We start from the raw sequence: 25,410 nt of genomic DNA on the forward strand, positions 1-25,410 counted from the left end.
GTTTTTTGGGGTGGTGTGTGGACGCTGGCAGCGCGGGACGGCCAGCCATCCGTGGGGTTGGTGCCTCAATGCCTTTGGCAAAAACTTAACGCCAGCGGCGAAATATCAACGACGTATTGATGCCGCCGAAGGCAAAGTTGTTGCTCATGATGTAGTCGCAGTCGAGGCGGCGCCCGTCGCCGGTGAGGTAGTCCAGCTGGGCGCACTCGGGGTCGACGTTTTCAAGATTGGCCGTGGCGTGAAACCAGCCTTCGCGCATCATTTCGATAGCGGTCCAGGCTTCCAGCGCGCCGCAGGCGCCAAGCGTATGGCCGGTGAAGCTCTTGAACGCACTGATCGGGATGTCTTCGCCAAACACCGCTCGGGTAGCCAGGCTTTCGGCGATGTCGCCGCGGCTGGTGGCCGTGCCGTGGGCGCTGACGTAGCCGATATCCTCGGGCGTGATGTTGGCATCGTCGAGCGCGAGACGGATGGCTTGCTCCATCATCGCGGCGTCGGGCTGGGTGACGTGGCGGCCGTCGCTGTTGGTGCCAAAACCGACCAATTCGGCGTAAATCGGTGCGCCGCGCGCCTCGGCATGGGCCATATCTTCCAGAATCAGGCTGCCCGCGCCTTCGCCGATGACCAGCCCGTCGCGGTCGGCATCGAAGGGGCGGGGCGTGGCTTCCGGGGTGTCGTTGAGCGTACTGGTGGCGAACAGGGTGTCGAACACCGCGGCTTCCGAGGCCGAAAGTTCTTCGCAACCGCCGGCAATCATCGCCGTCTGGCGCGCAAAGCGGATGGCTTCGTAGGCGTAGCCGATACCCTGACTGCCCGAGGTGCAGGCGCTGGAAGTGGTGTGAATGCGCCCGCGTACGCCGAGAAAAACGCCGATGTTGACCGGGGCGGTGTGCGACATCATGCGGATATAGGAGTTGGCGTTGAGGCCGTCGGTGGACTTGTTGATCAGCATGTTGCCGAAATCGGCCACCGCGTCGGGTTCGCCCGCCGAGGCGCCGTAGGCGATGCCCATGCGCCCGCTCGAGACCAGCGGGTCGTCGAGCAGGCCGGCATCGATCAGCGCCAGTTCGCTGGCACGGGTGGCCATGCGCGCGCCGCGCCCCATGCTGCGTATCGCCCGGCGGTGGTAATGCTTGGGTAGGGAGAAGTCTTCCACCGGCGCGCCAAGGCGGGTATTGAGGCCGTCGTAGACGTCCCAGGCTTCCATGTGGCGCACGCCGTTGTCATGCGCGGCCAGGCGCGCGCGAATGCTCGGCCAGTCATTGCCGATGGGCGAAAAGCCGGCAACGCCGGTGACGACCACGCGGCGGCCAAGGCCGTCTTCGCGGTTGGCGCGGTGAGTTTTTGTTTCAGCTTTCATCAGCACATGCCTCCGTTGACGGCGATAACCTGACGGGTAATGTAGGCGGCATCCGTTGAGCACAAGAAGCTCACCGTGGCGGCGACTTCGTCGGTGGTGCCGGTGCGCTGCATGGGAATGGCCTTGAGCGCGTCGGTCTGGCTCAGCTCGGCGGTCATGTCCGTCTCGATCAGCCCAGGGGCTACGCTGTTGACGGTAATCCGGCGCTTGGCCAGTTCTACCGCCAGCGCCTTGGTAGCACCGATCAGCCCGGCCTTGGCGGCGCTGTAATTGACCTGGCCGCGGTTGCCCATCAGCCCCGATACCGACGACATGACGACGATGCGCCCGGGGGCGCGGCGCCGGATCATCGGCATGGTCAAGGGCTTAAGCACGTTGTAAAAGCCGTCCAGCCCGGTGTGCACGACGCTGTCCCAATCGCTGTCGGAAAGCGCCGGAAAAGCGCCATCGGCGGTGATGCCGGCATTGCAGACCACCCCGTAATAGGCGCCGTGGGTTTCCACGTCGTCTTCGAGGGCCTGGCGGGCGGCGTCACGATCGGCGACGTCAAAACACAAGATGCGTACGTTCCGGCCCAGCGCGCGGATTTCTTTGGCCACCGCTTCGGCGGCGTCGCGGCGCGTGCGGCAGTGCAGCACGATATCAAAGCCATCCCGCGCCAGGCGCAGGGCGATGGCGCGGCCGATGCCGCGGCTGGAACCCGTGACGAGCAGAGTATCGGTCATGAAGGGTCATCCTGTTGCGGGCCGGCAAGCGCCTGCAGATCATCCGGCTCAAAGACGTTGAGGATGGCGCTGGCACATTCGGTGCCGGTGTCATCCAGCAGTCGGCCGGTGAAAGCGCCAAGCCCGTTGCCGGCCTGGTAATCGAGGGTAATCTCCACGCGTATCGGGCGGGAGAAAGCGAAATGCTCTACCTGACAGCGGTAGCGCCGTGTGCCGAGCAAAAAGCCGAGGCGCGGAGAGCCGCCCGCGCTGATGGCGCGCTGGCCGGACCATGCAGCGATGGCCTGCGCCAGCCATTCGATGCCCACCCAGCCGGGAATGCCCTCGGCAGCGGCGAAAAGGTCATCGTCGCGCGGGGTGACTTCGGCCACCAGATGCTCGGCGTCGGCCTCGAGCACGTCGTCGAGCAGGCACATGGCGCCCTTGTGGGGAACCAGCCCGGCGGCCGGGCGGCGTGAGTTGATACGCCAAGGGGTAGGTGTCATGGGGTGCGCTCCAGCAGCAGGGCAATATTGTTGCCACCAAAGGCGAAGGCATTGCTGAGCGCGTAGCGCAGCCGGGCCTTGCCGCCAGCGGTGAGCGCCAGCGCCGGCAGCGCGGGGTCGGTTGCCCCGTCATTCACCTGTGGTGGCAGGCGGCCGGCCTCCAGTGCCATCCAGCAGAATGCCGCTTCAAGCGCGCCGCAGGCGCCAAGGGTATGGCCGGTCAGCGCCTTGGTTGAGCTACAGGGAATGCCGGTGCCGCCGGGCAGCGCGGCCACGCCCCGAGCCTCCATGCTGTCGTTCAAGGCAGTGGCGGTGCCGTGCAGATTGAGATAATCCACCTCGGCCGGTGATACGCCGGCCATGGCCAGCGCGCCCTGCATGGCTTGGCGCGCGCCTTCGCCGTCGGGGCGTGGCGCGGAAACATGATGGGCGTCGCTGGTTTCTGCATAGCCGCTGAGCTGAATCCCGCCGGGCTCGGCGGTGACCAGAAATAGCGCCGCGGCCTCGCCTAAATTGAGGCCGCGACGGTTGGCGGAAAAGGGCACACAAGGCGTGTCGCTGATCGCTTCCAGCGCGGAGAACCCGTTGACGGTAAGGCCGCAAAGGCTGTCGGCGCCGCCGGCAATCACCGCGTCGCAGGTGCCGTTCGCCAGCAGCCGGCGGGCACTGGTCAGCGCTTTGGCGCTGGAGGTGCAGGCGGTCGACAGGGTGTACGCGGGCCCTTCCAGCGCCAGCCGTTCGGCAATAAAACGCGCCGACGCGCCGATCTCGTGGCGTTGGTAGCGGAAATCCGCCGGCAGCTCGCCGGTGTCCTGCTGCGTGGCGATAGCCGCTTCGCTTTCACCGATGCCCGATGTGCTGGTGCCCAGCACCACGCCGATACGTGCCTGCGGGCAGCGCTGCCGGAAGGCCTCAATGGTTGGTGCGAGGTGCTCCAGCGCGGCGGCCAGCAGGCGGTTATTGCGCGAACGGTGCTCTGCCGGCCAGTCGGCATCATCCGGCAGCCGCGTTGTGACCTGGCCGAGGGGCAGCGGCCGGCCGGGCGTGAACGCGTCACTCGTGGTCAGGCCGCGCCGCCCCGCAAACAGGTTGGCGCCGATGCCGGCCAGCTCATCGCCCAGCGGGCAGACCAGCGCCGGCGGGTGCAAACGGCAGGAAGAGGGCGTTACGGGGTTGGGCATGTGTCAGTCGCTCGCGCGTTGTCGTCGAGAGTGGCGATATACAGGCGATAGTCGCTTTCCAGATCATGGATGATACGGCAATCACGGTCACCTGACAGGCGTGCGACCAGCACCGGCCCCCGATATATCCGCCTTTCGGCGCTGCTGTCGGCCAGCCGCCAGTCCGAACCGGCAAAGGCTTGTCGCAGCGCTTGGGCCGGCCACAGGCTCCAGCTGAGCCGGCTGGCCAGCCAGTCGGCGCTGAAAGGCGGCTCGATGTTGGCATCGGGTAGAAAACGAGTCCCCTGGTCGTCCTGCACCAGCGTCAGCAGGCGCTGGCCTTGAGGGCTTAAAAGCGCCAGCCGCAGGGTCTGATCCTGATGACGCAAAACGCCAAGCAGCACCTGCTGGCGCTCGCCGGTGACGAACGTCAGCCGTTGCACTTGGGAGTCGATATCGGGCAGCTGCGCCAGCGCCGGCTGCGGCGCACCGGGCGGCGTCAAGGCGCAGCCGGCCAACAGCACCGTCGTTAACGCTGCCATCAAAACAGGTCTCAGCAAGACGGCCGCGTACCGCGTGAGGGCAAGGCGTGGGGTCATGGGCTTACTGCGGCCTCCTGGGTGCAGGCTTCGGCCAGGCTATCAAGGCGGCGCTGGCTGGCGGTGACGAAAGGGTTGTTCTTGTCCCAGGCGTAGCCGGCGAGTATGGCGCTGAGCATGTCGCGTATGCGGGGCGTCTGATGCTCATGGAAGATGATGCGCGGCAGGCGGCCATCGTACCAGGCGTCGATAAAGGCGCGGAACGTGGCGATGCCTTCGCGTAGCGGAATCTCGAAATCGCCGTCCCAGTCCACGTCCTCGCCGTCGAGTTGACGCGTAACCAGCGGTGCGGCGCGGACGGCCGAATCCAGCGCAATGGTGATCCCCGACGAGAACACCGGGTCGAGGAACTCGCCGGCGTTGCCGAGCACGGCAAATCCCGGCCCGTGCAGGCGTTTGATGTTGGCGGAATACCCCGCCAGCCGGGTCACATCGCGGACCGGCGTTACGCCGGTGAGCAGCTCGTTGAAGCGCGGCTCGGCGTTGATCAAGGCCCAGTAGCGCGCGGTATCGTTATCGCCGGCGGCATCGAGGGTGTCGATATCGGCGACCACGCCCACCGAGGCGCGGCCATCCGGGAAGGGGATCAGCCAGTACCAGATGTCTTTCTGTTCGGGGTGGACGCCGATCAGGATCTTGTTGCGGTCATGGTCGGCATCGCCAAAGAGCCCCTCGACGTGGGTGAACAGGGCGCCCCGCGTGGCCAGCGATGACGGGCAGTCAAGCCCCGTCAGCCGTGCCAGTACGCGGCCATAGCCGCTGGCATCGAGCACGAAGCGGGCTTCTAGCTGGCGGGTTTTGCCGGCGTCGTCGCGCATGGTCAGCTGCGGCCGGTGCGGGTCAGGGGTGAAGCCGATAACGCTCACTCCGTGCTCAACGTCAGCGCCGGCGTCCCGGGCGCCGTCGAGCAGGCGCTGGTCGAAATCAGCCCGCTCGATCTGCCAGGTAGTGCCCGGGCCGGGGGTGAGCTTTTCGCGGAAATCGATGGCAGCATACTGGCCTTTCCAGCAGAAGGCGGCGCCGTTTTTGGGCTGAAAATGGCCGGCCTGGGCCGCCTCGAGCAGGCCGCAGGTTTCAAGGTGCGCCATGCACTGGGGCAGCAGGCTCTCGCCGATCGAGAAACGCGGGAAGTGCTGGCGCTCGAGAACGCGTACCGCGAGCCCGTGACGCGCCAGCCAAGCTGCCGCCGCGGCGCCGGAAGGGCCACCGCCAATAATGGCGACATCGGTATACTCAAGGGTGTCGGAGTGCTCAGGCGTGTCCATGTAAAACGTGCTCCTTGTGGGCGAGTTGGGGGCGGCCGGGCCCGCGGGAAAAGGGCACCAGCAGCCAGCTGGCGGTCAGGCCGATCAGGCAGGTGGTGCCGAGGAAATGCAGCGCCGGCGTGGCGCTGAACGCGAGCAGCCCGAAGGCCAGCAGGCTGGAGGCGCAGGACAGGCTGATGGCCAGCCAGGCCGCCGGGTCGTCGGGGTGTTCGGTGCTGAAAATGCCGGCATCCAGACCGATGCCCAGCACCAGCAGCAGCCCCAGCAGGTGAAAGAGCGTCAGGCTGATGCCAACGGCCGCGAAGACGCCGAGGGTAATGAGAAAGGCACCGACCGGCGGCAACAGCACGCGCCAGGCGCGTTGCCGATAGCGCCAGACGAAAATGCCCAGCAGGCCGAGCAGAGCCAGCCCCAGCCACAGGCTGATTTGCTCGCGCAGGTGGGTGAGCTGGGCCGAGATGGCTGCGACCCGGTCATGGTAATGCAGGCCTTGTGCGTCGGCGGCAAGCGCTTTGAGCGCCTGCACGGCCTGAGGCTGAGCGTCGCCCAGCAGCACAAGGGCTGCTGGCGGGGCGTTATCATTCAGCCATAGGGCGGCATCGGCGGCGCCGGTGGACGAGGCCAGCCATGCGTCGGGTGTCAGGTAGGGCACGCTATCCAGCGGGGCTGCAATCTTCTGATTCAGCCCGGCGGGCAGGCCGGCCGTGTCGAGCAACCCGGGCAGCGCCTGACGATACGCTGTGCGCACGCGCGCAAGGTTGGCGTCCTGAGTGGCGCGGGATGGCACGCTCTGGGCGATATGCTGATACGTGCTCAGTTGGCCCTGATTGACGAGCGCCGTCAGGTGTTGATCGAGTGTTTCGAGCCGCTCAAGCACGGCGGCCGGCGTTTTGGCAGTGGCAATCAGGTAGCGCTGGCTGCCGGGACGCTCAAGCAGCGCCTGCACCTGACGCTGCTGGTCGATCAGCGCCGCCGGTGACGGGTTGAAAGAGCGCAGGTCGTCGCTGGTTGTCAGCCGCGTGGCAATTAATAGTACCGCGACGGCACCGACCAGCCCCAGCACGGCCCAGTAAGGGCGCGAACGGCGGGGCAGGCGGCAGCGGTCAAGGCGCGCGGCGATGCGCGCCGTGGCGGGGTGCGGGCGCTGGGGCAACAGCGGAAGCCACAGGCGGGTGGTCAGCCAGGCGCCGAGCAGCCCCAGCGCGGCGAAGGTCGCCATTTGGTGCAGGCCGGGCAGCGGCGTGGCCAGCTGCATCAGGTAAGCGAGCAGGCTGGAGATCAGCCCCAGCCGCAGGCCGGGCCAGAGGCGCGCCAGCGAGCGCTTGGGGTGCAGCTGGCGGGCGCATTGCAGGTGCAGGGCGTAGTCGATGGCAATGCCGATCAGGCTGGCGCCGAAGGCCAGCGTCAACAGGCTGAGGGTGCCGAACAGCCACCAGGTCAGCGGCAGCGCAAACAGCGTGCCGGCGCTGATGGTCAGCAGCAGGCTTGCCAGAATGCCCGGGCGACGAAACACCCAGCCGAGTAATAGCAGAATGCCGATGAGCGACCCGAGCCCAATGGTGGTGATTTCACGCTTGCCCTGCTGGGCGCCGGCAGCGGCGTGGAAGACCAGCCCGGCGCGCAGCACCTGTAACTCGGGGTGCGCGGTTTCAAACGTGCTCAGGGTGTCGGTCAGCGTTTGCTGTAACGCCATATCGTAGGGGCTGCCGGCAAGCTCGGCGCTGAGCAGCTGCCAGCGTGTACCGCCAGCGCTCACGCCGGGGGCGCCATCCTGCCACGTCAGGGGGCCGCTGAGGCGCGCAGCAAGCCAGCCGTCGAGCAGACCAAAAGGATCATCGCGCAGGTCGGCATCAATGCCGGGAGAGAACAGCCGCGAGAGGCCGCGCTGGCGCCAGGCGGAGGCGTCCAGATCTGCCAGCGAGTCAGGCAGCAGGCGGTAACGATAAGGCGCCAGCGTCTGATCGGGGCGCGGCGGCTGGTCGGTGGCAAAGGCTTCGATGCTGCCGGAGGCGCGCAGGGTTTGCTTTAACTCTGCAAGCCGGTGCGCGGCATCCGGCCCCGCGATCAGCACCAGCAGCTGCGACTCGAAAGCCGTGCTCAGGCGCCGGTCGGCGCGCTCGATCAACGGCGTGGCCGGGGTGTCGGGAAGTAGCGTGGTAATGCGGGTGTCCAGCGGCGCCTGGCCTAGCCATTGGCTGGCCAGCAAAATGACGCAGCCGCACAGCGCCAGCCCCCAGATCAGGGCCGCCAGCCGCTCGCCAGACGACACTTTCATTGGGCGGATGACGCGTCGAGTGCGGCGCAGTCGGCGGGCGTCAGCTGGATGTCGACGCGGTCGTCGTTGACGAACGCCAGCTCAAGGCGCTCGATCTGTTCGCCGCCGCTTACGCGGATACTTTCCAGCCGCGTCGCCACGGCGTCGTCCAGCGGCGTCATTCTCGCCTGCCAGGCGTCCGGCTCGCCGCTTTGGTCAATGGCGAAATGCTGGCGCAGGGCCTGCCAATCGCCGGCCAGCAGGCCGGTCAACACCGGCAGCATGACTTCAAGGCTCATGGGCAGGTCGGGATCGCCGGGCGTCAGCTGTACCCGATCCGCGACCGGTGATGTGGTCTGCCAGATCAGCCCGTCACCCTGACGCAGGAAATAGCCGGTGCTGGTCAGCTGGGTGTCGAGGTCGGCCATCCAGCGGCGCTGCTCAAAGTTGGCGCAGCTGGCCAGACTATTAGCCACGTTATCGGCAAGATTGTTGGCAACGTTATCGGTCACGCTGTCGGCGGCCTGAGCGGACGTCGAGGCGGCCAGCACCAGCAGTAATCCGGCCAGTCGGATGAGGCGTGTCAGTCGCTGCGTTACGCACAGAGACGTTATCAATAGTGAGTTCATGCGTTGGCCTCCTGCCAGGCGAGCAGCCGTTCGACGAGCGCGGGCGGTGAGGCCAGACGCATATCCTGATCATCGATTCCCACCGCGACCTGTACGCTCGAGGCGCGGGTGAGGCGCTGGCCGGTGGCGGCGTCGCGGATGGTGTACGCCACCTTGAGGCGGTGTTCCCACTCGGTGAGCCGGGCTTCAATACGGATGCGTTGGGCAAAAAGCGCCGGTGCGGCGTAGCGCAGGCGCAGGTCGATCACCGGCCAGGCGAAGCCGGAGTCGCGCATCTGCGGGTAGTTGTAGTCGATGGCGTCGAGCAGCTTGCAGCGCGCGATCTCGAGATAGCGCACGTAGTGGCCATGCCAGGCGACCTGCATCATGTCGACGTCGTGGAAGGGGATCTCGATCTCGACGTCTGCCCGGGGCAGCGGGCGGTCATCAGGCGTCATAGAGGCTCCAGCGGCGTTGGCGGATCAGGGTGCAAAGGCGACGCAGGTCGGCCTCCATGGCGCGGTCTTCACCGAGCGGGGCAATCTCCTGGCGAAACTCGTCAACAAAGGCCGTCAGGCGTGCCGGAGTGGGCTCGGCGTCACTTTGCTGCTGGCGCAGCTCCACGCCCTGGCAAGCCGCGTGCAGCGTGGCGGCGGCGACCTGCTCAACCAGCGTCAGCACGCGCAGCGCATCGCGGGCGGCAATGGTGCCCATGCTGACCTTGTCCTGATTGTGGCATTCGGTGGAACGCGAAAACACGCTGGCGGGCATGGTCAGCTTGAGGGCTTCGGCGGTCCAGGCCGAGGCGCCGATCTGCACGGCCTTGTAGCCGTGGTTGAGCGGCAGACGTTCGGCGCTGGCGCCGCTCAGGTTGCTGGGCAGCCCGTGGTTGAAGCGGGTATCCACCAGCAGTGCCAGCTGGCGATCGAGCAGGTCGGCGAGGTTGGCCGTGGCCTGCTTGAGGCTGTCCATGGCGAAGGCGACGTGGCCACCGTAGAAATGCCCGCCGTGCATCACCTTGCCGTGCTCGGCGTCAATCAGCGGATTGTCGTTGGCGCTGTTGAGTTCGTTTTCCAGAAACTGGCGCCACCAGGGCAGCGAATCCTCGACGACGCCGATGACGTGCGGCGCGCAGCGGGTCGAGTAGCGATCCTGCAGGCGCGGCGAGTTGCGCGGCGTGGTCGGCGCGTGGAGGTCTTCGCGCAGGCGGGCGGCGACGTCGACCTGGCCGGGGTGCGGCTTGGCGGCAAACAGGTCGGCGTCAAAGTGGTAGGGGTTGCCGGCCAGCGCGTTCACGGAAAGCGCGGTGATACGCGTGGCAAGCTGCGTGAGATAGGCGCAGCGGGCGTAGGCGAGCGCGCCGAGGGCGGTCATGACGGCGGTGCCGTTCATCAGCGCGAGGCCTTCCTTGGGCTTCAGCCGGTAGGGCGTCAGGCCGCGTTCGGCCAGCGCTTCACTGGCGGGGCGCCGGTGGCCGTTGTCGATCACCTCGCGCTCGCCGCAGAGCACCGCCGCGAGGTACGACAGCGGCGTCAGGTCGCCGCTGGCGCCTACCGAGCCTTCTTCGGGAATCACCGGCAGCACGTCGTGTTCAAGCAGCCATACCAGCCGTTCGAGCAGCTCGACGCTGACGCCGGACACCCCACGACACAGCGACACCAGCCGCACCAGCACCACCGCCCGGGTGGCGTCTACCGGCAAGGTCGCGCCCATGCCGCAGCCGTGAAAGGTGTAGAGGTGCTGGGGTAGGCTGTCGATATCCTCGGGCGGCACGGCGCGGGTGCAGGCATCGCCATAGCCGGTGGTAACGCCGTAAACCACGCCGTCTTCTTCCAGCAGCTGACTCAGAAAAGCGCTGCCCCGGGCGATGCGCGCGCGAAAGGTCGTGTCGGCAGAGAGCTCGACGGCGCGGCGGCCTTCGGCGACGTCGACGACATTTTCGAGGGTAATGAGGCTGCCATCCAGCGTCAGCGGAGCAGGTGTTTCAGCGGGTGGGGTCATGGTGTGAATCCGTGTCGTCGTGCCAGAACGAAAAAAAGTTGAACCACTGCAGCGGATGACGGCGTACACGCGCCGCCAGATGGTCGGCATGGCGCTGCATGGCGTCGGTTATCCAGTCTTCCCGCGCCCGGCGTGGCAGATTGGTGGTGTCGTCGAACGGCTCAAAATCGACCTGAAAGGCATCGTCATCGCGCACGCAGGAGAGCGTATACAGCGGGCAACGCAGCAGCGTCGCCAGGCGAAAAGGGCCTTCGGGGAAGGGCGCCGGTGCGCCGAGAAACTCGAGCGTGCGGGTGCGGCCCACGCCCAGCGGTACGCGGTCGGCGGCAATGACCACGAACCCGCCGTCGCGTATGCGGGCATCAAGGTGCTGAGCGGTCGCGGGGGTGATGTCGGTGACTTCGAGCACTTCGGGACGCGGCCGGCCGGTGGCGCGCTCGAGCAGCTGGTTGAACTTTTGGGCATTGTGCAGGTGCATCAGCACGGTGAGCTGGAAGCCGGCGTGCTGGCTGCCCAGCGCGTTGACGATATCCAGATTGCCGTGGTGGGCGACCAGAATCAGGCCGCCGCGGCGCTGGCGCACGGCGTGCTCCATGTTGGCCATGCCCTGGCCGCGCAGCGGTTCGCGCCGTGGCTCGCCGCTCCAGGCGGTGACCTTGTCCATCAGCGTCTGGCCGAAGGACATGAAATGTTGGTAGCTGCGGCGCCATTCGGTCAGCGCGTGCCGGGGCCGTGTCGGGTCAAGGCGGCGGAGGTAGTCGCGTGAGGCGCGCCGGGCGACGCCGTGGCTGAGAAAATACCAGACGATCACCGGGCGCAGCACCAGCCGGAATGGCCAGTGGCCGAGCAGGCGGCGAATGCGCACCATGGCCAGCATGCCGATCAGGGTGCCGCGCTCACCGATACTTGCCCAGTGCAGCCGCCTCATGAGGTGCGCTTCCGGCCCAGCAGGCGTGGCAAGCGCCAGAGCATGCCGAAGAACAGGCGCGTGTGCATGGAGCTGATCTGCAGGTTGTCGCGCCAGGGCGCAAAATGGCTGACGCCGTCGTCGGGGTAATGCACCCGTACCGGCAGGTTGCGCAGCGGCTGGCCGGCCCAGTGCCAGCGGACCAGTACTTCGGTATCGAAGGTCATGCGGTCGCCGCAGGCATGGCGGGTAAGCAAGGCGTTAAGCGGCGCCAGCGGGTAGAGGCGCACGCCGCACATGGTGTCGCGGATGGTCAGCGACAGGGTGTTGATCCACACCCAGACATGGTTGGCGTAACGGCCGTAAAGCCGCACTCGAGGCACGCTTTGATCGTAGCGTGGGTAGCCGACCAGCAGGGTACCTGGTGCATCAACCATGGCGTCAAGAAAGGCGGGCAGGTCATCTGGGTGGTGCTGGCCGTCGGCATCGACCTGCAGGGCGTGCGTGTAGCCGAGGCGCTGGGCCTCGCGCAGCCCGGCGCGTACCGCCGCGCCCTTGCCCTGATTTTCGCTCAGGCGCAGCAGGTGATGCCCCTCAGCGGCGAGGCGGTCGAGCTCGCGCCGGCAGTCGACGTCGCTGCCGTCATCGACCAGCAGCACCGGCAGGCTCAGCGCGCTGAGCGAGGCGCACACGTCGGCAATGGTCGTCGGGTGGTTGTAAACGGGCACCAAAGCGCAGAGGCGAGGCTCACTCATTGGCGTTCTCCGTCTCCAGACCCACGGGGCTGGCGAAACGCAGGCGCCCGGCGGCATGCTGGGCCTGTCGGGATTCAAGGCGGAACATGATCGTGCCGTGTTTATATTCGAGCTGCAGGGTGCAGCGCGTGCCGGGCCACAGGGGGCGCTGGAACTTCAGCCGCTCGACGCCGCGAAAGCCGTGACAAGGGCCGAAGCAGGCACGGGCCTGCTCGATGGCCCACTGCACCATCACCACGCCGGGCACGAGGGGGAAATCGTCAAAATGGCCTTCAAGAAAGACCAGCCGTTCGGGGACTTCCAAACTGATATGGCGCTTGTGTGGCCCGTCGTGGCGTTCGCCCAGCCAGCGCGGCAGGCGGTTATCGTTGAGGTCGGCGAACAGCCGGTCGAGCCGGGTGCGGTCGAGCTTGCCCTGAGCATTGGTCGGCAGCTCGGCGACAAAGCGCCAGTAGCGCGGCAGGGCAATGGATTCCTGTGAGGCAGCAAGGTGCTGGCGCAAGCGCTCGATCAGCGCACGGCGTTCGGCGTGGGTCTGGGGCAGCGCGTCTTCGGCCAGCACCACCACGGCGCCCAGCCGCTCGGCGTGTTGCTGAGCGACGCGGGTGCAGTGCGCCTGCTTGACGTCGGGCAGGGCCGCCAGGTCGCGTTCGATCGCGGTCAGGGAGACGCGCTTGCCGGCGAGCTTGATCAGCCGGTCGGCGCGCCCCAGCAGGCGAAAGCCTTGGGCCGTGGCTTCGGCCCGGTCAGCTTGTTGCCACCACTGCCGGGGGGCTTGTAGAAACGCCGAGCGAACCTGCAGCTGTGCATCTTCCAGCCGAATCTCGACCCCGGGCAGGGGCTGCCAGTCGTCGGCACGGGTTTGGCGCCGGTGCGCAATGCCGCCGGTTTCGGTGCTGCCGTAGATTTCAATTACCGGTGCCGCGAGCAGGGTTTCGGCGTGTTGAGCATGCTCTGCGGCCAGCGGCGCGCCGGACGAGAATATCCGCTGGGGCGCACCCGCCTGTTCCCAGTTCAGGTGATCGGGCAGCCGCGAGAGCTGGGCCGGCGAGCTGATCAGCGTCGCTTTAAGGCCGGCGTGGCGAACCTCGGCGAGGCGCCGTGCCATCACTTCGGGGTAGTGACAGTTGCCGCCGCACAGGGGAATGCCGTGGCAGAGCGGGCGCAGTACGCCGGTCAGCAGGCCGTAAATGTGCTGATGGCTGACCTGCGAAATAACTGCGCCGCCGTCCAGCGGCCAGAGCTCGGCCTGAACCGCCAGCTCCGCTTCAAGCTGGCCGAAGCGTTTGACCTGCATGAGCGGCTCGCCGGTGGAGCCCGAGGTATAAAGCACCAGCGCTTCGGCGTCGGCGGCCAGCGGCTCGGGCGGCGGCAGGTCGGAAGCGTTCGGCGCGGGCGCCGCTGCCGGGATCACACCGTCGAGCTGTTTACTGAGCCGCGTTAGCGTCGCGGTGCGGTCATCGCCGGGGAGTACGGCGCTGCGCCCGCTTTCCCACAGCGCCAGTAGGGCGGCGCAGAAAGACGCAGGGTCGCGCTCAAACAGCAGCCAGCGCCCGCCGGGCTTATCCGCCAGCCAGTGTCGCCAGGCGTTGATGGCCGCTACCAGCGCATCGGGCCGGCACCAGTCCTTGGGCAACGTGGCCGCGGGCGCCAGCGTTCTGCGCCAGGGGAGTCGGGAAAGGGCAACATGCGTCACGGGGAAGTTCTCCGCAGCCGGTAACGGCAGCACCATTCACCGGTGAACATCAGGGCGATCAGGCCATAGCTGATGACGCCGTTATATAGCGTCCAGAGCGACAGGCTGGCATAGCAGGCCGTCCACGCGGCCACGCTGCCGTTGATCAGGAAAAACAGGCACCAGACTTGCGTCACGCGGCGGGTATAGCGAACCCCTGACGCGGGCAAATCCGGCTCGCGAAGCCGGGCCAGCCGTTCAATGACCGGCGGCCCCTGCCACAGGCTGAAGGCAAATAGCGCCAGCATCACGGCATTGATGGCCACCGGGTAGGCACGCACGCCCCATTCCGCTTCGCCGAGCAGGCCCAGCAGAATCAGCCCGCCACCGGCGGTTATGGCCAGCCAGCGCGCCTCGGGGAAGCGCCAGGCCAGCAGCAGAGCGCCGGTCACCAGCAGCGGCCAGCTGCCCACATGGTCATGCAGCGACCCTATCAGCAGTGGCCAGGCCATCATCAGCGGAGCCAGGCTCCACTTGAGGGCACGCATTGGGCTCAACGCTGCATCAGGCGTTCGACGGCCGTGACCACATCGTTGATGCTGCGCACGGACTTGAAGTCTTCCGGATTGACCCGACGCCCGGTGAACTGCTTCAGTTCGACGACCAGATCCACGGCATCGATGCTGTCGATGTCGAGGTCTTCGTACAGGCGGGCTTCCGGGTGGATGTCGCCGGCGTCGATCTCGAACAGTTCCACCAGAATCTTGCGTACCTGGGCAAAGATGGCCTCACGGCTGACGGGCGTGTCGGTCGACGTACCTGTTGAAGTGCTTGCAGACATGGCGGTATCAGTTGACACGGCGAGTCTCCACGAGCGCGCGCAGCGCTTCCAGACTAGCGAAATGTTTGCGCGTTTCTTCGGCTTCGGCATCCAGCTTGATGCCGTAACGTTTTTGCAGTTCCAGCCCCAGTTCCAGCGCGTCGATGGAGTCCAGCCCCAGCCCCTCGCCGAACAGCGGCGCCTGCTCGTCAATATCGCTGGGCGTCACGTCCTCGAGCTCCAGCGCTTCGATAATCATGCGCTTGAGATCAAGCGTCAGTTGTTGTGTTTCAGGCATGTTGGATTCGGTCTAGTTCGTGGTTGAAATGGTCGCTTAGCTGGCGCGTGAGATGCCGGGCGCGCAGGCTTGTCGGCTGCTGCGTCTCCCGGGGCACGGACAGGTCGTCCAGCACGTGCAGGTCGAGCTGCACCTTGCGCGGCGGAATGCGATACCAGGGCGTGCCTTTGGTCAGCGTAGTAGGCTGGCAACGGATCAGCACGGGGGTGATGTTGGCGCCGGTGCGCAGCGCGATATTGGCGCCCCCGCGGCGAAACTTGACCGGCCTGTCAGGGCGGGTGCGGGTGCCCTCGGGAAAGAGGATCAGCGAGTTGCCCGCGGCCAGACTCTGGCGTGCCGCTTCAAGCACGGCCTCCGGGTCGCGGTTGGTGATGTAGCCGGCCGCGCGGATCGGGCCACGGGTGAACGGGTTGCTGGCCAGCTTGCCCTTGACGATGCAGTCGGCCTGGGGCACGTGGCCCAGCAGAAACACGACATCAATCAGGGAAGGGTGGTTGGCAAGAATCAGCAGCCCCGGGCGCTGCAGGCGTGACAATCCCTCAAAGCGGTAGTCGAGCACGCCCAGCGTGCGCATCAGGCCGCCAAAGGCGCGGAAGGCGTATTGGATCAACACCCGTGCATGAGTGCGGCGCCGAGAGGCATCGCGGATGGTGAGCTTCAGCACAGGCGCAATGAGCAGGCCGATCAGCAAGCCGCCGATCCCGAAAAGGGCAAAGGATAGCGCCGTGCCCAGGCCGCGCCGGCATTGATCGAGGGTCATTCGGCCACCTGCGTAAAGCGCTGCAGCCCGTCAAGCCAGGGCGCATCCCCGGTAAGCCAGGCGATGATGTCTTGTGGCGTGGGTTCACCCGGTGTTGCCGTGCGTGTGGCGGTCAGCCGTGGCCCGGCATCGGGCCGGCGGGACAGGCGCAGGCCAACGGCGCAGGCATGGCCCGGGTGCGGCGTATGCCCCTGATAGGTAGCGGGTAGTTCGCCTTCCGAGAACACCACGACGACGCTTTCATAGCCGGCGTCAAGATAGCCGCCGGCTTCGGTTAACAGGGCGTCAAACTCATGGCCACAAGCGCCCAGTGCCTGAAGGGGCAAGCGGTGGTTATGGGCGATGGAGTACACGCCCAGTACGGCGTTGTGCACCGACATGGAAAAGCGGGTGGGCGACAGCGGCGCTTGCTGTGCCAGCGCTTCCAGCATGGAAAGGGTATGAACGACATCGCCATGACGCGACGCGTGAATCAGCGGGCATCCTTCGGCAGGCGTCAGGCCGTGCAGAATGTCGCAGGTGGCCCGGCCCGTAGCATCAAGCCGACGACGAAGCATCCCCGGCAGGGAGCTGCCGACAGGAGAGGGAATACTATGCTGCGGGTCCGCCAAGCGCTGGGTCCCGCTGGCGCACCATGCGCGCCAGTCGCTAATGTGGAGTCGATCCATGACGAAGTGTACTTTGAAGAGACAGGGTTTGAAAAAGTATTTGAGATAGCGTTTGAGACAGTATTTGAGCTAGCGTTTAAGGCGGCGAACTATAACGTAAAGCTGAGCTTAGCCCAAGTTTCAGTTCCTTGACGTTTGCGAACACAGTTAACACGCTATTTGCGTAATCAAGGACAGCTTCAACCTGTTCTTTACCCTTACGTGCCGATTAACCGCTAGCGTGTCGTTAATTATCACGCTAACAGACGTTGATCGGTAACATGGTAACGGCAGTGCTTTATCCGCCAGGCGGCCAAGTATGCTTGCAGAGCTTTAATGTATTCTTAAAAAGAATAAGAAAGCAAAAGATTAGCCTGCTTGGCTATAACAGGGGTTGTATTATATGCTGCCGCCCTCAAATAGCCGCCACGCTCGCTTACCCACGGTGATTGATATGCACTGGATCTGGAAAAAATACGCTGATACCTCGCTTATTCTGCGCGTCACGATTGCGCTGGTCGCGGGCGTTGCCGTGGGGCTTGTGGGCAGCGAGGCCGTGGTCGGCTGGCTGTCACCATTGGGCGATCTGCTGTTGCGGCTGCTGACATTTCTGATCGTGCCTATCGTGTTGTTTACGCTGATGGTGGGCATCAACCAGTCGCGGGAGGGCAGCGTTGGCCGCGTAGGGCGCAAGGTGTTTGTTTATTATCTGGCAAGCTCGGCGCTGGCGATTATGGTCGGCCTGGCGGTGGCCACGCTGTTCAACCCCGGCAGCGGCATGACGCTGGACGACAGCGCGAGCTTCTCGGTGCCGGAAAACCCGGGGTTGGTGGATGTGCTGCTTAACATTGTGCCGGGCAATATTCTGCAGGCGTTTGTCGATCTCAACATGCTGGGCATCATCTTCACCGCGCTGGTGTTCGGCGTTGCGCTGCTGAAGCTGCGCGAGTCCGGCAGCGAGCGTCAGGCCGCGATCGGCGAGCGGCTGTACGAGGTGCTTGAAGCGCTCAATGAAGTAACGCTCAAGGTTATGGCCGGGGTGCTGCACTATGTGCCCATCGGCGTGTTTGCCATTGTCGCGAGTACCGTCAGCCGTCAGGGCATGGGCACGCTGTTATCGCTGGGCGATATGGTGCTGGTGCTGTATGTCGCGCTGGGTATGCAGCTGCTGCTTTACTGCGGCGCCATGCGGCTGTTTGGCGTCAGGCTTGGCGCGTTCTTCCGCGAGGCGCGCACGCCCATGGCGACGGCGTTTGCCACTCAAAGCAGTTCCGGCACGCTGCCGCTGACCATCAACGCTGCGCACCGGTTGGGCATTCCCAAGACGATTTACGGCTTCAGCCTGCCGCTGGGCGCGACGCTCAATATGGACGGCGCGGCCATCCGTATCGCCATTTCTGCGGTGTTTGCCGCCAACGTCATCGGCGCGCCGCTGGACTTCATGAGCATGGTGCAGATCGTGCTGATCGGTACGCTGGTCTCGGTGGGTACCGCCGGGGTGCCCGGCGCGGGTATTATCATGATCGCCACGGTGTTTGCCCAGGTGGGGTTGCCGATTGAAACCGTGGCGCTGCTCACCGCGATTGATGCGCTGGTGGGCATGGGCTGCACCGCGCTGAACGTCACCGGTGATCTGGTCGGTACCTCGATCATTGCCCGCAGCGAAGGCCGCAAGCTGGCCGAGCAGCCTGCGCAGGAAACGACCTGCGGGGCAGAAAGCTGATAACGGCTGTGAGCCGGTTTTATCCACGCAAGGAGAGACACCCATGATTGCGGATCACGAGCGGACGTATCTTGAACGTAGCGTGGCGCTTGCCAGAGAGGCATTGGCGGCCGGCGATGAGCCGTTTGGCAGCGTGCTGGTCAGTGCGGATGGAAAAGTGCTGATGGAAGATCGCAATCGCATTGCCGGGGGAAACGCCACGCGCCATCCGGAAATTGCGCTGGCCTACTGGGCGGTGGAGAACCTGACGCCCGAAGAGCGGGCTGCTGCCACCGTTTATACCTCCGGCGAGCACTGCCCGATGTGCGCGGCGGCTCACGGCTGGGTGGGGCTCGGGCGTATTGTTTACGTCAGTTCATCCCGTCAGCTGGGCGAGTGGCTAAGCGCCATGAATGTGTCGCCCGCGCCGGTAGCGACGCTGCCCATCGAGCAGATTGTACCCGGCCTTGCAGTAGACGGCCCCGTGCCTGACATGGCCGCTACCATGCAGGCCTTGCACCGTGAGTACCATCACAAGGCTTGAAAGCAGGGCGGCGTTAGCGCCGTCCTGCCGCCTACTCGATCACCGTTACCATTACCGAGGCGACGCCGCGTTTGATAATACCCAGCTTGCGCGCGGCGCGTTTGGACAGGTCGATAATGCGCCCGCGTATGTAAGGGCCGCGGTCGTTAATCACTACCTTGACGGTTTGTCCGGTCGCCGGGCGCGTAACCAGCACTTCGGTGCCCATCGGCAGGCTGGGGTGCGCGGCGGTCAGCGCCTGCTGGTCAAAGGGCGTGCCGCTGGCCGTTAGCGCGCCCTGAAAGCGGTCGCTGTAATAAGACGCCTCGCCTTGTTGCCCCTGAGGCGTGGCGTCGGCCAGTGCAGGGCCTGGTGCTAGCACGCTGGCAGCGACTACCGCGCAGGCCAGCAGGCCGGCGTAAAGCAGTGCGGCGAAACGCGGGCGATAATCAAGTCGCGACGCGGCGGGGCGTGGCAACGTAAAAGAGCAAGCGGCCATCGGCATACCTCCTGGTTATCACCTTGTTGGCTTTTGGGGTGCGCAGGCGCTCAAGGATAAATGGCCCTCCAGATTATCGCCTCGCGTGCGGGCAGGCAACCTCAGGCGCGGCCGGGTTGCCGGTCAAAACCACGAGGTTTGGCGGCATACATCCCCCCGTCGGCTTCTTTCAGCAGGTCTTCCAGGTCGACGTTGTCATGGTCTGATACGCGATAAACGCTGGTGCCAATGCTGGCGCCAACGCTGACTTGCTGGCCATTCGGCAGTTTGATGGGCTGGCGGACGGCCTGGCCGATCCGCGTGCGCATCTCGTTGAGTGATGCCGGTGGCTCGCCCATGTTTTCCAGCAGCATGATGAATTCATCGCCGCCAAAGCGGGCGCAATGGTCGCCCGGCCGGGTTAGGTGCTGCAGCCGGTTGGCAATTTGTCTGAGTACAAAATCTCCCGCCGCGTGGCCGTGTTCATCGTTGATCGGTTTGAAGCGATCCAGATCCAGCATAAACAGCGCCAGCGGGCGATGTGTCTTGGCACTGCGTGCCAGGGCTTCACGCGCACACTTTTCCAGCCCGTTGCGGTTCAAAAGCCTCGTCAGCATATCGTGATGAGCCATGCGCTCAAGCGCGGCAGTGCGCACGGCGACCTGACGCTCAAGCACCGCCTCCTGAGTTTTCAGCGTGGTCATGACGTCGGCCTGGGCCTTTTCGGTTTGCCGCTTGAGCTGGTAAAAGCGCGACGCCAGTGCCAGCGCAAACAGCAGCATCTCAAGCGCCGAGCCGATCTGAATGCCGTGCAGCGTGACAAAGTTGGCAGGCAGCACCCCCTGATTGCGCAGTGCGAAGACGCAGGCACCTATCAGCAGCAGGGACCAGCCCAGCATGAAAACGCGTGCGCCGGGAAAGCACCGCAGGCTGCCGTAAGCCGCGCAGGCCAGCAGCAGCAGGCAGGTGGTCAGCCCGGTGGCCTCCATCAGCCGCAGCGCGGGTTGAGTCGGCAGCACAAGGGTCGCGACGAGGGCCACCCAGCAAACGCTGCGCCAACGTGCCAGCATTCGGTGCCAGCGCGGGGAGTAAAGGCAGGTATTAAGAAAGCTCTGGGCAAAGCGTGTGGCCATGGCGGAGGCCAGCACAAAGCCGGCGGCCACCAGCCGGGCGGCCTCGTCGGCAAGGGCATTCCAGAAGATCAGCGTGCCCATGCCGTTAAAGGCCAGAATGGCCAGGGTAAAACTGAACAAAAACAGCGAGTAGTGTAAAAAAACCTGTTCTTTCAGGCCGATAAACAGCATCAAATGATAGATGCCCAGCGCTATCAGTACGCCGAAGTAGGACGCAAGCCAGAAGGTAGCGCGATCGTTACGGGTATAAAATGCCTCGGGCGTCATCAGCCGGTAGCTGAGCACCTTGCTGCCCGCAGTCTCTACGCGGGTATACAGCGTCACCTGTTCCTGCGCGGCAAGCGTCAAGGGAAACGCCGCCTGACGGCGCCCCAGCGCACGGTTTTCAACCGGCATGGTGCTGCCGCTTTCAAACCGCTGACTGGCCGTTTTGCCCACGCGATACAGCGTGACGTGATCCAGAAACGGAAACTCGAACATCACCATCCATTGCTGGGTGCGGCCCGTGGTGTTGGTCAGTTCGGTACGCAGCCACGTTGGTGCAGTCGTGTAGCCGAAGTTGAGATCGTCAGACCGGCGAACGGCGGTGAACGCCGAGCCATTCTGGCGGATGTCGGCGAGTGTCAGCTCCCCGCTGGTGTCGTGGTAATAAGCGGTATACGTATCCAGCACGTAGTCCGGCGTGGCAACGCTTGGCTGCAGTGCCTCGGCGTGGGCTGAAAGCACCAGAAAGCACTGGCACAAGGCAATCAGGCAAAGTGCCAGATGCCTGACCCGTTTAAATGCCATGGCCTGGAGGAATCAGTAGCAAGCGGGAAATGACACACGAGCGCAGCATGGGAGTGCTCCCTTATTGTTATTATAACCGGGAGCTTTTACGCCCCCTTAGTTGTTGTGAATCTGTTGTTGTGAAGCTGTTGTTGTGAAGCTGTTGTTGTGAAGCTGTTGTTGTGAAGCTGTTGTTGTGATCCCTTTTCGTACTTTCTGCCTTTTGGGCTAACGGCAATGCCCTGATCCCCAGCATAGCGGCGATATCAGGGTTGTACCCATTAGCTTTGACTATAGTACGGCGCTTTTCGTGCAGGGCGAGCGGCCGCGCTAAGCCTTATACACTAGCCGTGGCGGTTTTAGTCGTGATGATTAAAGTACGCCTGCATCACGGCAATCACCTTGTCGATATCCGCATCGCGAATGTCGCGGTGGGTGACCAGCCGGGCGCTGTGGAGTAAATCAATCAGGATGTCGTGCTCGCCAAGCCAGGCGGCCAGCGGCGCTGCGTGGCGCTGTGGGAAGTCGGCAAAGACCATGTTGGTGGCTTGCGATGTCACCGTGACGCCGGGCAGGTTGGCAAGGCCGCGAGCCAGCGTCTTGGCGCGGCGGTGGTCGTCGGCCAGGCTGGGCAGGTGGTGTTCCAACGCGTGCCAGCAGGCGGCCGCAATAATGCCTGACTGGCGCATGCCGCCGCCGGTTACCTTGCGCCAGCGGCGCGCGCGCTCGATCAGTTCCCGTGACCCCACCAGCACCGAGCCGATGGGCGCGCCGAGGCCCTTGGAGAAGCACAGCGACACGCTGTCAAAAGGCTGGCACAGCGCGCGCAGCGGCGTGTCGGTGGCGGCCGCGGCGTTGAACAGCCGCGCACCGTCAAGGTGGGTGGCAAGGCCGTATTCACGGGCCAGCGCGGTGGCTTCCTGGGTATAAGCGTGAGGCAGCACCTTGCCGCCGATGGTGTTTTCCAGCGCGAGTAGCCGGGTGCGGGCAAAGTGGAAATCATCGGCCTTGACCGCCGCGCGGATCTTCTCCAGCGGCAAACTGCCATCGGCGGCGTTTTCCACCGGCTGGGGCTGAATGCTGCCCAGCACTGCGGCGCCGCCGCCCTCATAGCAGTAGGTATGCGCCTGCTGACCCACGATATATTCGTCGCCGCGCTGGCAGTGCGCCATCAGCGCCACCAGATTGCTCTGGGTGCCGCTGGGAAACAGCAGTGCAGCCTGCTTGCCGGTTTGTTCGGCGACTGCCTGTTCAAAGGCATTGACCGTCGGGTCATCCCCCCAGACGTCGTCGCCCACCGGGGCTGCGCACATGGCTTCATACATGGCCGGCGTGGGGCGGGTAACGGTGTCGCTGCGCAGATCAATCATGGTGGTGCTCCGGGATGAGGGATGGCGTGCCGCATAGGGGTAAAACAAACGCGGAGAAAAAACAGTCGGGGTAAGGCGGCAGGCTTCCATGGTGTTCGTCTGTGATGGCGGGATCAACAAGAATAATTGTGAAAGAAAGTGCTAACGATTATCATCTCGTTTTGCCAGGCGGTCATCCCGCCCGAATGGCCCATTGTTGCCTGCCAGCCGCTCTTCCCATTCCGAGATTTGCCCATGTTTTATCTGTCTTCAATCATTTTTCCCTGTGTGCCACAGGCGTCTGCCTTGCGCACCACGTTTGGATGGCCGCTGGGTGCTGTCTTGCTGAGCATGCCGCTGACCGCGCTTGCCCAGAACGACGCGACCGGCACCGATACGCTGGTGGTAGTCGGCACGGCACTGAAAGTTGCCACGCCGCTGGTGGAAACCCCGCGTCCGGTCTCCATTGTGGCGCATGAAGAACTGGAAGAGCGCAATGTCCAGCGCCTGGACGAGACGTTCCGCTACCGTGCCGGCGTGCTCTCGGGCCATTATGGCGCCGACAACGATACCGACTGGTTCAAGGTGCGCGGCTTTGATCAGTCGACCTATCAGGATGGTCTGCGGCTGTATCGCGCCGGCTACTATCAGTGGCTGCCTGAACCGTACGGGCTGGACCGCGTTGAGGTGTTCAAGGGGCCGGCGTCGATTCTCTATGGAGAGGCGCCGTCGGGCGGATTGATCAACGCCGTGAGCAAGCGGCCGACGGCAGAGCCGCGGGGCGAGGTGACCCTTCAGGCCGGCAACCGGCAGCATCGCCAACTCGGCGTTGATACCTCCGGGCCGCTGACCGAGAGCGGTGACGTGCGTTACCGCATGGTGGGCATGGCCAAGGAGCGCGACGGCGATCTCGATAACACCAAAAACGAGCGTTACTACTTCGCCCCCAGTCTGGCGGTAGACGTCAGCGATGACACCAGCGTCACGTTTCTGGCCAGCATCCAGAAGGATGACGGCGTGCCGACCAATCCCTTCAAGCTGACGTACGGCACGGTGGAAGATACGCCGTTTGGCAAGGTCGACCCGCAGACCAGCTATGGGGAGCCGGGCTACGACACCAACGAACGCACCCAGGCGTCGATCGGTTATGAACTCGGCCACCAGATCAATGACACCTGGCGCTTTGAGCAGAGCCTGCGCTATAGCCATCTGGATCTTGAGCTGCGTAGCACCTATGTGCTGGCGCAGCTGGATGAGCGCACGGCCGGCCGGGGGCTGGTGTATCGCGATGGTGAGATCGATAGCTGGACAATGGATAATCGCCTGATCGGCAAGTGGTACACCGAGCGCACCGAGAACACCCTGTTGCTCGGCGTTGGCTATCAGGATCTCGGTCTCGAAGGCCAGGAGGCCGACCCCTATCCTTTTGGCGCGCCGATCGACATCTTTGATCCCGAATACGGCCACTACACGCCGGTGACGGCGGAACGTAAGCGCGCCATGAACCCCACCTGTCCCGTCCCGAATCAGGCTGGTAGGGTTTCTTCCCAGCACCAGGGTAGTAGCGCGTCGACATCGTCATCTTCGCCAAGCGTCGGCAACGTCTCGAACACGAATTGCAGGTAGTCGTAGGGCGATAAGCCGTTGGCCTTGGCCGTCTCGATCAGGCTGTAGATCGCCGCACTGGCCTGGGCACCGCTGGGTGTATGACTGAACAGCCAGTTTTTGCGGCCCACCACGAAGGGGCGGATGGCATTTTCAGCCGGGTTATTGTCCAGCGGGATCAGGCCGTCATCGAGGAAGCGCGTCAGGCGATTCCACTGGCCAGCCAGGTAGTGCAAGGCTTTGCCCAGCGCACTCTTGGGCAGGACCTGGGTCAGCGACTTGTCGAGCCAGGTGCGTAACTGGGCGATCAGCGGTCGGCTCTTCTGGTCGCGCAGCGTTTGGCGCGCATCAGGTTCCAGCGTCCTGGCCTGTGTTTCCACCGCGTAGAGCTTGCGGATCTGGTTGAGCGCCCAGCCGGCCTTGCCGGTCTTGCCTTTGGGCTGCACCTTTTGGGCGTCGACGAACTTGCGTCGCGCATGCGCCCAGCAGCCGGCGTGGGTGAGGCCATTGCGGCGCACCACTTCGGCGTAGCCTTCGTAGCCATCGGTGACCAGGCGACCGGCGTAGTCACCCAGCAGGCGCACGGGCACCCGACCCGCGCGGCTGGCGTCATAGTCGAACAGCACCACCTGCTGGCCCGGTGGTCCACCACGTTGGAGCCACATGTAAGACGTGGCGCTCGCCGGCCGGTCAGCCTCAACGTTGACCTGCAGCGTGGTCTCGTCCATGTGGATCAGCGGCGCCTGCAACAGCTGCCGGCGCAGCGCTTCGATCAGAGGCGTCAGCCGCTCACCGGCCTGAACCATCCAACGCGCCAGAGTGTTGCGCGGAATCTCGGCACCGTGGCGGGCAAAGATCTGGCTCTGCCGATAAAGCGGTAAGGCATCCTGGTACTTGGCGGTGGCCACATAGGCGAGCAACGTGGCGCTGGCATTGCTCTTGGGCAGGAGTTTGGCCGGCAGCCGGGCCACCTGTACCCCGTTTTCGCAGCGCGGGCAGGCGTACTTGTGCCGCACATGGCGGATGACCTCGACCCGTGCCGGGACCACGTGCAGCTCTTCGCTGACGTCTTCGCCGATGACCTTGAGCGCGTTACCATCGTCGGCGCAGTGACGCTCTGCCGCGTCCAGCTCATGAACGACCTCGACACGCGGAAGCGTTGACGGCAAGGCCACGCGACCACCACGGGTGCGGCGCCTGGCTGGCGGGAGAGCCTCGGGAGCCGACTCGTCAGCGGCCAGCTCGTCGGTAGCAACGGCATTGTCTTCATCCACGGCCGCTTCGGCTTCGTTGATGAGGAGATCGCCTTGCTCGACACGATACTTTTCGGTGGAGGGACCAAACTGGCGCTCGATAGCCAGCCGGAATTTCTCGAATAACGTGGCCTTGGTGGCCTCCCACGCCGCTTCCTTCTTGGCCATCAAGGCCAACAGGCGCTCATTTTCTGCCTCAGAAGTGGCCAGCTTGCGCTGCAGCTGGCCGACCGTATTAGCGGTGTGGGAAGCGGTAGACATCATGCGGATATTTTATCAA

Annotated in this window: 25 protein-coding genes; 3 read left to right on the forward strand and 22 right to left on the reverse strand. The window is 64.7% G+C overall.

Features of this window, described 5'->3' with window-relative positions; translation table 11 throughout:
- Positions 1-85: 85 nt before the first annotated feature.
- The 18 genes from B5495_RS12605 to B5495_RS12690 are packed head-to-tail and all read right to left on the reverse strand — an operon-like array spanning position 86 to position 16,340.
- A complete protein-coding gene (locus B5495_RS12605; RefSeq protein ID WP_079554237.1) occupies positions 86-1,360 on the reverse strand; it encodes a beta-ketoacyl-ACP synthase in 1,275 nt (424 codons plus the stop codon).
- Entirely contained in the window at positions 1,360-2,085 is a 726-nt protein-coding gene (fabG, locus tag B5495_RS12610; RefSeq protein ID WP_079554239.1) for a 3-oxoacyl-ACP reductase FabG, read from the reverse strand. The genes B5495_RS12605 and fabG overlap by 1 nt, the downstream gene beginning before the upstream one ends.
- On the reverse strand, positions 2,082-2,570 hold the full coding sequence (locus B5495_RS12615) for a hotdog family protein (protein ID WP_079554241.1): 489 nt from the start codon (positions 2,568-2,570) through the stop codon (positions 2,082-2,084). The genes fabG and B5495_RS12615 overlap by 4 nt, the downstream gene beginning before the upstream one ends.
- Entirely contained in the window at positions 2,567-3,751 is a 1,185-nt protein-coding gene (locus B5495_RS12620) for a beta-ketoacyl-ACP synthase (protein ID WP_079554243.1), read from the reverse strand. Before B5495_RS12620 ends, B5495_RS12615 begins: the two co-directional genes overlap by 4 nt.
- On the reverse strand, positions 3,736-4,272 hold the full coding sequence (locus B5495_RS12625) for a DUF3261 domain-containing protein (RefSeq protein WP_231897190.1): 537 nt from the start codon (positions 4,270-4,272) through the stop codon (positions 3,736-3,738). The genes B5495_RS12620 and B5495_RS12625 overlap by 16 nt, the downstream gene beginning before the upstream one ends.
- Before the next feature lie 53 nt (positions 4,273-4,325).
- Positions 4,326-5,594: an NAD(P)/FAD-dependent oxidoreductase gene (locus B5495_RS12630; protein WP_079554246.1), complete on the reverse strand. Its 1,269-nt coding sequence runs from the start codon at positions 5,592-5,594 to the stop codon at positions 4,326-4,328.
- Positions 5,581-7,869, reverse strand: coding sequence for an MMPL family transporter (locus B5495_RS12635; protein ID WP_079554248.1), 2,289 nt, complete (start codon positions 7,867-7,869; stop codon positions 5,581-5,583). The genes B5495_RS12630 and B5495_RS12635 overlap by 14 nt, the downstream gene beginning before the upstream one ends.
- Positions 7,866-8,477, reverse strand: coding sequence for a LolA family protein (locus tag B5495_RS12640; protein WP_231897191.1), 612 nt, complete (start codon positions 8,475-8,477; stop codon positions 7,866-7,868). The genes B5495_RS12635 and B5495_RS12640 overlap by 4 nt, the downstream gene beginning before the upstream one ends.
- Entirely contained in the window at positions 8,474-8,914 is a 441-nt protein-coding gene (locus B5495_RS12645; protein ID WP_079554250.1) for an acyl-CoA thioesterase, read from the reverse strand. The genes B5495_RS12640 and B5495_RS12645 overlap by 4 nt, the downstream gene beginning before the upstream one ends.
- Complete coding sequence (locus B5495_RS12650; protein WP_079554252.1) at positions 8,904-10,457, reverse strand: HAL/PAL/TAL family ammonia-lyase; 1,554 nt, start codon at positions 10,455-10,457, stop codon at positions 8,904-8,906. Before B5495_RS12650 ends, B5495_RS12645 begins: the two co-directional genes overlap by 11 nt.
- Positions 10,441-11,385 (reverse strand): LpxL/LpxP family acyltransferase, encoded by a 945-nt coding sequence (locus B5495_RS12655; protein ID WP_079554254.1) that lies wholly within the window; start codon positions 11,383-11,385, stop codon positions 10,441-10,443. The genes B5495_RS12650 and B5495_RS12655 overlap by 17 nt, the downstream gene beginning before the upstream one ends.
- Entirely contained in the window at positions 11,382-12,119 is a 738-nt protein-coding gene (locus B5495_RS12660) for a glycosyltransferase family 2 protein (RefSeq protein WP_079554256.1), read from the reverse strand. The genes B5495_RS12655 and B5495_RS12660 overlap by 4 nt, the downstream gene beginning before the upstream one ends.
- Positions 12,112-13,815, reverse strand: coding sequence for an ApeI family dehydratase (locus B5495_RS12665; protein ID WP_231897192.1), 1,704 nt, complete (start codon positions 13,813-13,815; stop codon positions 12,112-12,114). Before B5495_RS12665 ends, B5495_RS12660 begins: the two co-directional genes overlap by 8 nt.
- Positions 13,812-14,342, reverse strand: coding sequence for a COG4648 family protein (locus tag B5495_RS12670; protein ID WP_079554260.1), 531 nt, complete (start codon positions 14,340-14,342; stop codon positions 13,812-13,814). Before B5495_RS12670 ends, B5495_RS12665 begins: the two co-directional genes overlap by 4 nt.
- A 5-nt stretch (positions 14,343-14,347) precedes the next feature.
- Positions 14,348-14,653, reverse strand: a complete 306-nt coding sequence (locus B5495_RS12675; protein WP_479714998.1) for an acyl carrier protein — start codon at positions 14,651-14,653, stop codon at positions 14,348-14,350.
- Positions 14,643-14,912, reverse strand: a complete 270-nt coding sequence (locus tag B5495_RS12680) for a phosphopantetheine-binding protein (protein WP_079554264.1) — start codon at positions 14,910-14,912, stop codon at positions 14,643-14,645. The genes B5495_RS12675 and B5495_RS12680 overlap by 11 nt, the downstream gene beginning before the upstream one ends.
- Positions 14,905-15,672, reverse strand: a complete 768-nt coding sequence (locus B5495_RS12685; protein WP_079554265.1) for a lysophospholipid acyltransferase family protein — start codon at positions 15,670-15,672, stop codon at positions 14,905-14,907. Before B5495_RS12685 ends, B5495_RS12680 begins: the two co-directional genes overlap by 8 nt.
- The gene (locus tag B5495_RS12690) at positions 15,669-16,340 is read right to left on the reverse strand and encodes a beta-ketoacyl synthase chain length factor (RefSeq protein WP_079554267.1); all 672 of its coding nucleotides are present in this window, start codon (positions 16,338-16,340) and stop codon (positions 15,669-15,671) included. Before B5495_RS12690 ends, B5495_RS12685 begins: the two co-directional genes overlap by 4 nt.
- A 433-nt stretch (positions 16,341-16,773) precedes the next feature.
- On the opposite strand from B5495_RS12690, the gene B5495_RS12695 reads away from it, so the two are divergent.
- Both B5495_RS12695 and B5495_RS12700 read left to right on the forward strand, forming a co-directional pair.
- Complete coding sequence (locus B5495_RS12695) at positions 16,774-18,042, forward strand: dicarboxylate/amino acid:cation symporter (protein WP_079555088.1); 1,269 nt, start codon at positions 16,774-16,776, stop codon at positions 18,040-18,042.
- A gap of 43 nt (positions 18,043-18,085) precedes the next feature.
- The gene (locus B5495_RS12700) at positions 18,086-18,565 is read left to right on the forward strand and encodes a nucleoside deaminase (RefSeq protein ID WP_079554269.1); all 480 of its coding nucleotides are present in this window, start codon (positions 18,086-18,088) and stop codon (positions 18,563-18,565) included.
- Positions 18,566-18,596: 31 nt separating this feature from the next.
- Here B5495_RS12700 and B5495_RS12705 read toward each other — a convergent pair whose 3' ends face one another.
- The 3 genes from B5495_RS12705 to ltaE form a co-directional block, all read right to left on the reverse strand.
- Positions 18,597-19,043, reverse strand: a complete 447-nt coding sequence (locus tag B5495_RS12705) for a septal ring lytic transglycosylase RlpA family protein (RefSeq protein ID WP_079554271.1) — start codon at positions 19,041-19,043, stop codon at positions 18,597-18,599.
- Positions 19,044-19,144: 101 nt separating this feature from the next.
- Entirely contained in the window at positions 19,145-20,944 is a 1,800-nt protein-coding gene (locus tag B5495_RS12710) for a diguanylate cyclase (protein WP_079554273.1), read from the reverse strand.
- Between the two features lie 338 nt (positions 20,945-21,282).
- Positions 21,283-22,293 (reverse strand): low-specificity L-threonine aldolase, encoded by a 1,011-nt coding sequence (ltaE, locus tag B5495_RS12715; protein ID WP_079554275.1) that lies wholly within the window; start codon positions 22,291-22,293, stop codon positions 21,283-21,285.
- Between the two features lie 285 nt (positions 22,294-22,578).
- Here ltaE and B5495_RS12720 point away from each other — a divergent pair, with 285 nt between their 5' ends.
- Entirely contained in the window at positions 22,579-23,898 is a 1,320-nt protein-coding gene (locus B5495_RS12720; protein ID WP_331712882.1) for a TonB-dependent siderophore receptor, read from the forward strand.
- Here B5495_RS12720 and tnpC read toward each other — a convergent pair.
- Positions 23,799-25,394, reverse strand: coding sequence for an IS66 family transposase (tnpC, locus tag B5495_RS12725; RefSeq protein ID WP_079554279.1), 1,596 nt, complete (start codon positions 25,392-25,394; stop codon positions 23,799-23,801). The genes B5495_RS12720 and tnpC overlap by 100 nt on opposite strands.
- Positions 25,395-25,410: the final 16 nt, after the last annotated feature.

Origin of the sequence: Vreelandella subglaciescola (assembly GCF_900142895.1) — a bacterium.
Lineage (GTDB): Bacteria > Pseudomonadota > Gammaproteobacteria > Pseudomonadales > Halomonadaceae > Vreelandella > Vreelandella subglaciescola.

Bases quoted from the DNA above. Each gene is read 5' to 3' on its own strand.
- B5495_RS12605 (WP_079554237.1), bottom strand. From the start codon at position 1,360: ATGAAAGCTGAAACAAAAACTCACCGCGCCAACCGCGAAGACGGCCTT.
- fabG (WP_079554239.1), bottom strand. From the start codon at position 2,085: ATGACCGATACTCTGCTCGTCACGGGTTCCAGCCGCGGCATCGGCCGC.
- B5495_RS12615 (WP_079554241.1), bottom strand. From the start codon at position 2,570: ATGACACCTACCCCTTGGCGTATCAACTCACGCCGCCCGGCCGCCGGG.
- B5495_RS12620 (WP_079554243.1), bottom strand. From the start codon at position 3,751: ATGCCCAACCCCGTAACGCCCTCTTCCTGCCGTTTGCACCCGCCGGCG.
- B5495_RS12625 (WP_231897190.1), bottom strand. From the start codon at position 4,272: ATGGCAGCGTTAACGACGGTGCTGTTGGCCGGCTGCGCCTTGACGCCG.
- B5495_RS12630 (WP_079554246.1), bottom strand. From the start codon at position 5,594: ATGGACACGCCTGAGCACTCCGACACCCTTGAGTATACCGATGTCGCC.
- B5495_RS12635 (WP_079554248.1), bottom strand. From the start codon at position 7,869: ATGAAAGTGTCGTCTGGCGAGCGGCTGGCGGCCCTGATCTGGGGGCTG.
- B5495_RS12640 (WP_231897191.1), bottom strand. From the start codon at position 8,477: ATGAACTCACTATTGATAACGTCTCTGTGCGTAACGCAGCGACTGACA.
- B5495_RS12645 (WP_079554250.1), bottom strand. From the start codon at position 8,914: ATGACGCCTGATGACCGCCCGCTGCCCCGGGCAGACGTCGAGATCGAG.
- B5495_RS12650 (WP_079554252.1), bottom strand. From the start codon at position 10,457: ATGACCCCACCCGCTGAAACACCTGCTCCGCTGACGCTGGATGGCAGC.
- B5495_RS12655 (WP_079554254.1), bottom strand. From the start codon at position 11,385: ATGAGGCGGCTGCACTGGGCAAGTATCGGTGAGCGCGGCACCCTGATC.
- B5495_RS12660 (WP_079554256.1), bottom strand. From the start codon at position 12,119: ATGAGTGAGCCTCGCCTCTGCGCTTTGGTGCCCGTTTACAACCACCCG.
- B5495_RS12670 (WP_079554260.1), bottom strand. From the start codon at position 14,342: ATGCGTGCCCTCAAGTGGAGCCTGGCTCCGCTGATGATGGCCTGGCCA.
- B5495_RS12680 (WP_079554264.1), bottom strand. From the start codon at position 14,912: ATGCCTGAAACACAACAACTGACGCTTGATCTCAAGCGCATGATTATC.
- B5495_RS12685 (WP_079554265.1), bottom strand. From the start codon at position 15,672: ATGACCCTCGATCAATGCCGGCGCGGCCTGGGCACGGCGCTATCCTTT.
- B5495_RS12690 (WP_079554267.1), bottom strand. From the start codon at position 16,340: ATGGATCGACTCCACATTAGCGACTGGCGCGCATGGTGCGCCAGCGGG.
- B5495_RS12695 (WP_079555088.1), top strand. From the start codon at position 16,774: ATGCACTGGATCTGGAAAAAATACGCTGATACCTCGCTTATTCTGCGC.
- B5495_RS12700 (WP_079554269.1), top strand. From the start codon at position 18,086: ATGATTGCGGATCACGAGCGGACGTATCTTGAACGTAGCGTGGCGCTT.
- B5495_RS12705 (WP_079554271.1), bottom strand. From the start codon at position 19,043: ATGGCCGCTTGCTCTTTTACGTTGCCACGCCCCGCCGCGTCGCGACTT.
- B5495_RS12710 (WP_079554273.1), bottom strand. From the start codon at position 20,944: ATGGCATTTAAACGGGTCAGGCATCTGGCACTTTGCCTGATTGCCTTG.
- ltaE (WP_079554275.1), bottom strand. From the start codon at position 22,293: ATGATTGATCTGCGCAGCGACACCGTTACCCGCCCCACGCCGGCCATG.
- tnpC (WP_079554279.1), bottom strand. From the start codon at position 25,394: ATGATGTCTACCGCTTCCCACACCGCTAATACGGTCGGCCAGCTGCAG.